The sequence below is a fragment of the Ruegeria sp. CJ6 genome, from assembly GCF_056536665.1.
The window spans coordinates 240,276-249,339 of sequence record NZ_JBQFQB010000006.1; the positions used below are offsets into that span (position 1 = coordinate 240,276).

Consider the following 9,064-nt stretch of genomic DNA (forward strand, 5'->3'; position numbering starts at 1 on the left):
AATGGCAACAGTAAACTTAGAGAATGTCAAAAAGAGCTTTGGCCCGACGGACGTTATCCATGGCATCGACATAGATATTGCGGACGGTGAATTCATTGTGATTGTTGGCCCTTCGGGCTGCGGAAAATCCACGCTTTTGCGAATGGTTGCGGGCCTTGAAACCGTAACGTCCGGTGAAATCCGGATTGGAGAAGAACGAGCCAACGACAAAGAGCCGATGGATCGCGATATCGCGATGGTGTTCCAGAATTACGCGCTCTACCCACATATGTCGGTGCGCCAGAACATGGGGTATGGGCTGAAAATCGCGGGGCTTCCAAAGAACCAGATTGACCAGAAGGTGACCGAGGCCGCCAAACTGTTGCAGCTGGAAGCTTTGTTGGACCGCAAACCCCGGCAGCTTTCAGGCGGTCAACGCCAAAGGGTGGCAATGGGGCGGGCAATTGTTCGCGAGCCGGCGGTTTTCCTGTTTGATGAACCACTCTCAAATCTTGATGCAAAGCTGCGTGTTCAGATGCGTTTAGAAATCCGCGAGCTTCAGGAAAAGCTTGGAATTACATCGCTTTACGTGACTCACGATCAGGTCGAAGCGATGACGATGGCAGACAGGATGATCGTGATGAACGGAGGCATCGCTGAGCAGATTGGGACGCCATTGGAGGTATATGAAACACCAGGAACCCTTTTCGCGGCTCAGTTTATTGGTAGCCCAGCAATGAATATCTTTGATGCTCAGCGTGAAAACGGAACGGTTAAGATAGGGGGCTTAGAGATTGGCCCATCCACGGGGCCTGATACCCCACTAAAGCTTGGAATCCGACCAGAGCATCTGTTTCTGGACGACAATGGTCCGTTGGAAGCCGCTATTCAGATGGCGGAACCGCTAGGCGCAAACACCTTATTGCATGGCCAGCTCACGGATGCAGGCGACGCGATTACGATAAGTCTTCCGGGTGTCCACCCAATCGAAGGCCGGCATCCGAGCATGCGGTTCTCAGTTGCCTCAGAGCACATGCATCTGTTTGACCATTCATCCGGCAAGAGGTTGGAAGGCTGATGGTCTTTCCACAGGTTGAAGCCTTTCGTGGTGGCAAAAACCTGATCCGGGTTGTGGGGCATCGAGGTGCGCGGGGTGTGCTGCCCGAAAACAGTATGATTGGCTTTGACTTTTCGCTCTCTATCGGCGTCCCGCTGCTTGAGTTTGATGTTGTCCTGACGGCCGATGACGTACCGATCATAACCCACAACCATCGGCTGCACGCTCCTAGCTTTCGTGACGCAAATGGCCTGTTTCTGACCGGAGAAGAGCCGAAGGTCTCGTCATTGACGTTCGAGCAAATCCAGCAATTTGACATCGGGCGGTTGGATGGTCATTCGGCTTATGGCCAACGGTTTCCGGACCAAGCTCAACTGGATGGCATCCGTGTTCCAAAGTTGCAGGATTTGCTGGATTTGGTTGATGATCCAAAATACGGCGATGCCTATTTGATGCTCGAACTGAAGTCGGATCCGGATTTGGCTCACGATGCGCTTTATAGGAAGAAATTTGTCGGTCGGGTTCTTCAAGAAGTACGTGACAAAGGATTGTCTTCGCGCGCGGTGCTCCACAGTTTTGATTGGAACCTGTTGGAGGAGTGTCAGCGGCAGGCTCCTGACATGCCGTCTTCCTACCTGACGCAGCTTCCGGAAAACGCCGCGGATGTTGGTGAGGATTCCTCGAAAGCGGTTTGCCCTGACTTTCGTGGTCGTCGTGATGAAATTCCAAATTTGGTCAAGCAAGCTGGCGGTTCGCTTTGGTGCCCATACTACACGGATGTAACGGCTGAAAATGTGGCGCGCGCAAAAGAACTGGGCCTATGTGTTGCCGTGTGGACGGTCAATTCGCATGAAGAAATAGGCAGAATGATCGACCTGCGCGTGGATGCAATTGTATCTGATTATCCTGGGCGGGTTCAAAGGCATCTGTCGGATTTGGGCATGAGGTGGTGTGTCGATTGCCGGTGAGCACCGCGCCACAAAAGTTGACGCCGTTCATGTTCTTTTCAGTTGCAGTTAGGAAGGATCAGACACATCAACTAGCCTAAATTTGCAAAAGAACCATCGTCTAAAGTACCGTGCAATTGTCAGGTAGCCGCATTGGATCATGCCGAAAGGCTGGCCAATGGATGCGATTAAGATCCGTGTGCAGCAGAGATTGCTTCGCTTGGAGAGGTCGGCGTGAACAGTGTGTTACACTAACAAAAAAACATACCGAGAAAAAACAAAGCTATCCGTGAAGTGGTGCATTCAATTAGAGGGGCGCAGTTTGTGAAAACTCAGTGCCGTAGTGAATTTGCGGTGAATGAGCCGATATCCCCCGCTTCATCGAGATAATAATTTGGACCTGCAACCAACGGAAAACCGGATACTCGGGACAAATGCCCAATCAACGAAGCTTTAGTGTTCAATGTAGGCTGAATGTCCGTCTTGCAACCTGATGAAGCCGTCTTGAGGTTCGTTCAATTCAAATACCTCTTGTGCGGATAGGCCCAGGAAGATTCCTCGAAACACGCGGGATGTTAATCCGTGGCCAACAATTATCACTGTTCCTTCGAACGAGCTGCTCGAATACCATGAGGAAACACGATTGTGCACGTCAGCATAGGACTCTCCACCCGGGGGTGGATAATTCCAGCGATCAGAGCATCGCGCTTCCCATTCCTTGGGAAACTGTCGAGTGATCTCTTTCTCAGTCAATCCTTCCCATTGCCCGAAACTGCATTCCACCAAACTGGTCTCGTACTCGACGATTTCTGGCGGCAGACCTAGTTCCTTGATCACGATTGATGCTGTCTGTGCAGCTCGGCCAAGCGGGCTCGAAAATATTGTCAGCGAATGATCGAAAGAAAGGCGGCTTCGTAGTTTACTTGCGTTTGCCAATGCTTGACGAATGCCTCCTTCGGTCAGGGGCGAGTCCCGACGTCCTTGCCTCCGTTTTTGGGAGTTCCATTCGGTCTCGCCGTGACGAAGCAAATAGAAGGTTGGGCTGATGTTCTGGTCTCGCACTTGTTGACTACTTTATTCATCGACGCAAAGCGAAGTAATTCTGATTTTTAGTTTAAGCAGTATCTCGTCTAAGCGGGCAACTATTGTCGAAAAAAGCAACCAATCCTCTGGTTGACACAATTGATAACACGAATGAACGGCCGCTACACGACCTGTGCGTTAAATGAGGCGTCGCTCATTTTGATCCTTTAAGGGCGCTCCGCCGACTTGGTTTGCGCTTAAATTCGATGACATCTTCTCGGATGCGTGGACATGATGGAAGAACTTATAGGCGAAAATCGCAAAACTTGCGCGTAGTGGGTATTGGGGTCGTATCAAAATCAACGGCTTCGCTAAGGCCGGATGGCTGAAAACTGTGTCGCTCGATATTCGTATCGGCGACTGACCCTGCTCTGAAAAGCGCGTTCAGAAAAGGGCTCAACTGCGATTGATATATTCCGCGATAGCTGCCCGACTGCCGTGTTTCCAGATCGTAGTTAGCCAGAAGGTAAAAGCTCTGGGAAAGTCTGCGCCGAGGGCGCAAGCATCGCTATAGTGTTGCTGGCCGACCCAGAGTTCTGGATCGGCTTTGGAAGCCAGAGAAGCTTTCTGTAGACTCTCCCATTGGGGGTCATTGGGGGCGATTTCGGAGCCATCTTCACGGTATCCTGCACACATCCGGCACCAGAAAGCTTCGGCCAGCGCGAGCCCGCTTATGGAAGAGCCTGCCGCAAGTGCATTACGAAGTGACGGTAGCAGGAACCCGGGGTGTCGCGCCGATCCATCGAAAGCAACCCGGCGCGTCGTATCGTGAATGGCCGTATTTGCAAATCGCGTCTCAACCTGCTCAAGGTATTCATTTGCAGTCGCTCCGGGGACGGCTGCGACATGAGGCAGAATTTCTTCTTCTTGGACCTTTCTGAAAAACGCTAAGATATCCCGGTCCTGCATGCAATCCGAAATTGTCGGGACATTCAGTATTTCGCCGACATTAGCAAGCAACTGGTGACCGCCGTTCAAGATGCGCAGTTTCATCGTCTCATAGCTTTGGACATCACGGGTCAGCGTGACGCCAACCTGTTCCAGGGGTGGGCGCCCGGCGCAGAAATCGTCCTCGATCACCCATTGGCGATAGTTCTCGTGCGAGACGGGTGCTTGGTCATCGACGCCAAGTGCGTGGCATTGTGATATCACTTGGTCTGTTGTAGCGGGCACGATGCAATCCACCATTGAATTGGGGAATGCGCCGTTCTGGTCTATCCAGTCGGCCAGAGCAGGGTCAGACAGGCGTGCTAGACCGACAACGCAGTTCCTCAGGATCACGCCATTATCCTTAAGGTTATCGCAGCTCAGCGCGGTGAAGGGTTTGATGCCCTGCGCCCTGCGCTGCTTGAGCGCCGCAATGATCGCACCGAAGGCCGTGCGCGGCTGGTTTGGATTTGCTGCATCATGAAGAATTTCTTGGTGATCTGTGTCGAGGGCACCCGTGTTGGCATCTCGGTAATATCCACCTTCGGTCACTGTCAAAGACACAATCTTGATGGAAGGCTCGGACATCTTGCGGATCAACGCTGCATTGCCTGCCTCGACCGGAAGATAGTCGATCATCGGACCAATTACCTGGGCGGACATCCCTTTCGGGTCCAGTTCGATCAATGTCGTCAAGCAGTCCTGCGCCAGCAGACGCCCTCGCATCTCGGAATCGTAGCTTCGCACACCGGCTCCGATGATTGCCCAGTCGTGGGCCTGACCTTGCTGCATCAACTGATGGATATACCAAGCCTGATGCGCGCGGTGAAAATTCCCAAGACCGATATGGACAATGCCGGGCGTCAGGTCCGAGCACCTGTAAGATGGGGTCCTGACAGTTGTCGGCAGGTTTGAAAGGTTATCTCGCCTTAGATGTACTGCAGGATTTGCGTTTGCCACAGGATTCATCAGCTCATCCAGTTTCCGCCATCGACGTTATATGTCTGGGCGACAATGTACCTGGCTTCGTCAGAGGCCAGAAATACAGCCATCCCGGTCAGATCCTCTGCGCGACCCATCCGCCCATAGGGAACAGCTGCCGCCACTTCGCGTTTCTTTTGGCCGAGCGGTTTATCTTCATGTTTTGCAAAGAACGCATCAACGCCGTCCCAATGCTCGCCATCAACAACACCCGGAGCAATTGCGTTCACGTTGATCCCATGAGCGATCAGGTTCAGCCCTGCCGATTGGGTCAGCGATATGATCGCCGCCTTGCTGGCGCAGTAAACCGCGACCAAAGGTTCCCCCCTTCGCCCAGCCTGAGATGCCATGTTGATGATCCGACCTTTGGTCCCGTGCTCGATCATGTGCCGGGCGACCGCTTGCATCGTGAACAAAGCACCCGAGACGTTGATGTCAAACACGCGGTTGTAGTCTTCCCGATCAATCTCAACGATTGGGGCGGCGGTGAAGATTGCCGCATTGTTGATCAGAATGTCGATAGGGCCGAAATGTGTAGCGGCTCTTGCGACGGCCTCATCTATGCTTTGTTGGTTTGTCACGTCCATCTCGATGGCGAATGCAACCTGACCCAATTCTGCGGCGGCGTCTTTCGCACGCTGGATGTCGATGTCGGCGATGGCAACACGCGCGCCTTCTGCAACATAAGCTTTGGCAAAGGCCAATCCGATGCCTCGCGCAGCCCCGGTGATCAGGGCGGTTTTGCCTGCCAAGCGTGTCATTCGATCCGCAAGCCTTTCGCATCAAACCGATGGATGACATCTGCACGCGGTGTCAGGTGAATTCGATCCCCATGGCGGAAGCCGACCTCACCATCTGCGCGGACGGTAATGGTTTCGGCCAGGCCGGTCTCGTGGACGTGAAAAAAGGTGTCCGATCCCAAGTGTTCTGAAACGCTGACGATCCCGGACCATTCACCTTCAGTTTCCGAAACCGCGATGTGTTCCGGGCGAATACCGATTGTTTGTGCTCCGTGTTTCGCCGCCTCTGGTCCTTCGATGAAGTTCATTTTGGGCGAGCCGATGAACCCTGCAACAAACAAGTTGCGCGGCGTCCGATATAATTCAAGCGGGCTGCCGACCTGTTCGATCACACCGGCCTGAAGCACGACGATCTTGTCGGCCATTGTCATGGCTTCAACCTGATCGTGCGTCACGTAAATCATCGTTGTCGCCAGACGTTCGTGCAGTTCGCTGATCTCCAGCCGCATGCCAACGCGCAGCGCCGCGTCTAGGTTTGAAAGGGGCTCGTCGAACAGGAATGCCGCGGGCTCACGAACAATGGCGCGACCAATGGCAACGCGCTGGCGTTGCCCACCGGAAAGCTGCCCCGGGCGGCGGTCGAGATAATCGCTCAGGTTCAGGACGCTTGCCGCGCCTTCGACCCGCTTGTCGATTTCGGCCTGATCCAGCTTGGCCATACGCAAGGGAAAGGCGATGTTCTTGCGCACACTCATATGCGGGTACAGAGCATAAGACTGGAACACCATTGCCAGACCACGCTTGGCGGGCGGTACGTCGGTTGCATCCGCGCCATCAATGTCGATGGAGCCCGAAGTGATGTCCTCTAGCCCCGCAATGAGCCGCAACAGCGTGGACTTGCCACAACCAGAGGGCCCGACGAAGACGGTGAATTCACCGTCCTCGATAGTCAAATCTAGTGGTGGAATGACCTCTACGTCACCGAAGCTTTTGGTCACTGACTTGAGTTGGATACGTCCCATAGTCGTCTTCCTTATTTCACAGCGCCGAAAGTCAGGCCGCGGACAAGTTGTTTCTGGCTGAACCAGCCAAGGATGAGGATTGGTGCGATCGCCATGGTCGATGCCGCGCTGAGCTTGGCGAAGAACAGGCCTTCGGGGCTGGAATAGCTGGCGATGAATGCGGTAAGCGGCGCTGCGTCAACGGCAGTCAGGTTGAGCGTCCAGAATGCCTCGTTCCAGGCAAGAATGAAGTTCAGTAACACGGTCGAGGCGATGCCGGGCACGGCCATGGGTGTCAACACATAGAGGATTTCCTCTTTCAGCGTGGCACCATCCATCCGGGCGGCTTCCAGAATCTCACCGGGGATTTCACGGAAATAGGTGTAAAGCATCCAGACGATGATCGGCAGGTTGATCAGCATCAGCACCACGACCAGCCCTCCGCGCGTGTCCAGTAGACCCAACCGGATGAACAGCAGATAGATCGGGTAGAGAACACCCACCGCGGGCAGCATCTTGGTGGACAGCATCCACAGCAGGATGTCCTTGGTACGCTTGGACGGCACGAAAGCCATCGCCCAGGCTGCGGGCACTGCGATGATCACGCCCAGAATGGTTGATCCACCTGCGATGATCACCGAATTCCACAGGAACCGCATGTAATCCGAGCGTTCCTGTACGATTGCATAGTTCTCGAGCGTCCAATCGAAGTTCAGGAACAGCGGTGGGCTGGCGATCGCCTGAGCTTCGGTTTTGAAGCTGGTCAGGATCGTCCAGAGGATCGGGAAAAAGATCAGCAGACCAACGGCCCAGGCAAGGGCGGTGTTCAGCGATTTACGACGGGATGTGACGGCGCGGGCCATGGTCGTTCCTCCTCACGCGTCCAGGTTTTTGCCGACGATGCGCATCAGGAAGATCGCAACGATATTGGCAAGGATGATGGCGTAGACACCTCCGGCTGATCCGAGGCCGACATTCTGGCTTTCCAGCACACGCTGGAAGATCAGGTAGGTGAGGGTGCGGGTGCCGAAGGCGCCGCCGGTGGTCACGAAGATCTCCGCGAAGATCGACAGAAGGAAGATCGTCTGGATCAGGATCACGATGGTGATCGCGCGGCCCAGATGGGGCAGGACGATGTGATAGAAGCGCTTCAGCGGCGGCGCGCCGTCCATTTCGGCGGCTTCCAACTGCTCGCTGTCCAGCGACTGGATTGCGGTCAGCAGGATCAGCGTCGCGAAAGGCAGCCACTGCCATGATACGATCATGATGATCGAGGTCATCGAGGCCTCGGATAGCCACGAGATCGGCTCGGCCCCGAAAAAGCGCCACAGATGCGCCAGCAAGCCGTTCACCGGGTCCATGAACATATTCTTCCAGACCAGCGCGGATACGGTCGGCATGACAAAGAAGGGCGCGATGACGAGGATGCGGACGACGCCTTGCCCCCACATCGGCTGATCCAGCAACATCGCCAGCAGGATGCCCAGAACCACCGTGATGGCCAGCACGCCGCCGACGATCATCAATGTCGCCTGAACCGCAGGCCAGAACGTGCTGGACGAGACGAACCGGATATAGTTGTCAAAGCCAACCCAGCCCAGATCACCACCGCGCAGGGGCAGGTATTTCTTGAAGGAAAAATACAGCGTCATCGTCAGCGGCACGAGCATCCAGCCAAGCAGCAGCACCACTGCGGGTGCCATCATCAGGCGTGCAACTGATCTGGAATGTTGAGTTGCCATTGCGCAAGACCTCTCTGTTCAGGCGTAAGACAGCCTGCGAGAAAAACACGAATTGTGGAAGTGGGAGCAGGGGACAGAAGATCTGCCCCCCGCTGGGAAGGTTGCCTCAGTACCCTGCGGCTTCCATCTCTTCTGCTGTGAAGGCCTGCGCTTTGGCAAGCGCCTCATCCACCGTTTGCTGTCCGGCATAGACGGCCGAGAACTCCTGGCTGACTTGCGTGGCGATACCTGCAAATTCCGGAATAGCCGCAAACTGAACGCCAACATAAGGCACCGGCTTCACTGTCGGGTTGCTTGGATCGGCAGACAGGATCGAGTTCAACGTCATCTGAGCGAATGGAACTTCCTGATAGTTAGGGTTTTCGTACAGCGATTTGCGCGCACCCGGCGGCACGTTCGCCCAACCTTCGGCTGCGGCAACCAGTTCAATATAGTCCTTGGACGTGGCCCACTCGATGAATTGTTTGGCTGCATCCTGTTTTTGTGTGCCCGCTGGAATGGCCAGCGCCCAGGCCCAGAGCCAGTTGGACCGCTTGCCCAAACCGGTGTCTGGCGCAAGAGCAAAGCCAACGTGATCCGCCACTGTCGAGTCGTTGGGGTTGGTCAC

Annotated in this window: 9 protein-coding genes; 2 read left to right on the plus strand and 7 right to left on the minus strand. The window is 54.8% G+C overall.

The window, feature by feature from the left end:
- Position 1 precedes the first annotated feature (1 nt).
- Complete coding sequence (gene ugpC / locus ACR0BT_RS17885; RefSeq protein WP_170392711.1) at positions 2 to 1,057, plus strand: sn-glycerol-3-phosphate ABC transporter ATP-binding protein UgpC; 1,056 nt, start codon at positions 2 to 4, stop codon at positions 1,055 to 1,057.
- The gene (locus ACR0BT_RS17890) at positions 1,057 to 2,004 is read left to right on the plus strand and encodes a glycerophosphodiester phosphodiesterase family protein (protein WP_480763752.1); all 948 of its coding nucleotides are present in this window, start codon (positions 1,057 to 1,059) and stop codon (positions 2,002 to 2,004) included. Before ugpC ends, ACR0BT_RS17890 begins: the two co-directional genes overlap by 1 nt.
- A gap of 432 nt (positions 2,005 to 2,436) precedes the next feature.
- Here the strand turns inward: ACR0BT_RS17890 and ACR0BT_RS17895 are convergent, their stop codons facing one another.
- The 7 genes from ACR0BT_RS17895 to ACR0BT_RS17925 form a co-directional block, all read right to left on the minus strand.
- Positions 2,437 to 3,045 (minus strand): histidine phosphatase family protein, encoded by a 609-nt coding sequence (locus ACR0BT_RS17895; protein ID WP_480763753.1) that lies wholly within the window; start codon positions 3,043 to 3,045, stop codon positions 2,437 to 2,439.
- 417 nt (positions 3,046 to 3,462) lie between these two features.
- Complete coding sequence (locus tag ACR0BT_RS17900) at positions 3,463 to 4,962, minus strand: mannitol dehydrogenase family protein (protein ID WP_480763754.1); 1,500 nt, start codon at positions 4,960 to 4,962, stop codon at positions 3,463 to 3,465.
- Positions 4,962 to 5,735: an L-iditol 2-dehydrogenase gene (locus tag ACR0BT_RS17905; RefSeq protein ID WP_223116966.1), complete on the minus strand. Its 774-nt coding sequence runs from the start codon at positions 5,733 to 5,735 to the stop codon at positions 4,962 to 4,964. Before ACR0BT_RS17905 ends, ACR0BT_RS17900 begins: the two co-directional genes overlap by 1 nt.
- Entirely contained in the window at positions 5,732 to 6,736 is a 1,005-nt protein-coding gene (locus ACR0BT_RS17910; protein WP_170392707.1) for an ABC transporter ATP-binding protein, read from the minus strand. Before ACR0BT_RS17910 ends, ACR0BT_RS17905 begins: the two co-directional genes overlap by 4 nt.
- Positions 6,737 to 6,747: 11 nt before the next feature.
- Complete coding sequence (locus ACR0BT_RS17915) at positions 6,748 to 7,578, minus strand: carbohydrate ABC transporter permease (RefSeq protein ID WP_010443328.1); 831 nt, start codon at positions 7,576 to 7,578, stop codon at positions 6,748 to 6,750.
- Positions 7,579 to 7,590: 12 nt separating this feature from the next.
- The gene (locus ACR0BT_RS17920) at positions 7,591 to 8,457 is read right to left on the minus strand and encodes a carbohydrate ABC transporter permease (protein ID WP_480732261.1); all 867 of its coding nucleotides are present in this window, start codon (positions 8,455 to 8,457) and stop codon (positions 7,591 to 7,593) included.
- 106 nt (positions 8,458 to 8,563) lie between these two features.
- Positions 8,564 to 9,064 (minus strand): extracellular solute-binding protein (locus tag ACR0BT_RS17925; protein ID WP_480763755.1); only part of this gene is annotated, 501 nt, incomplete at its 5' end.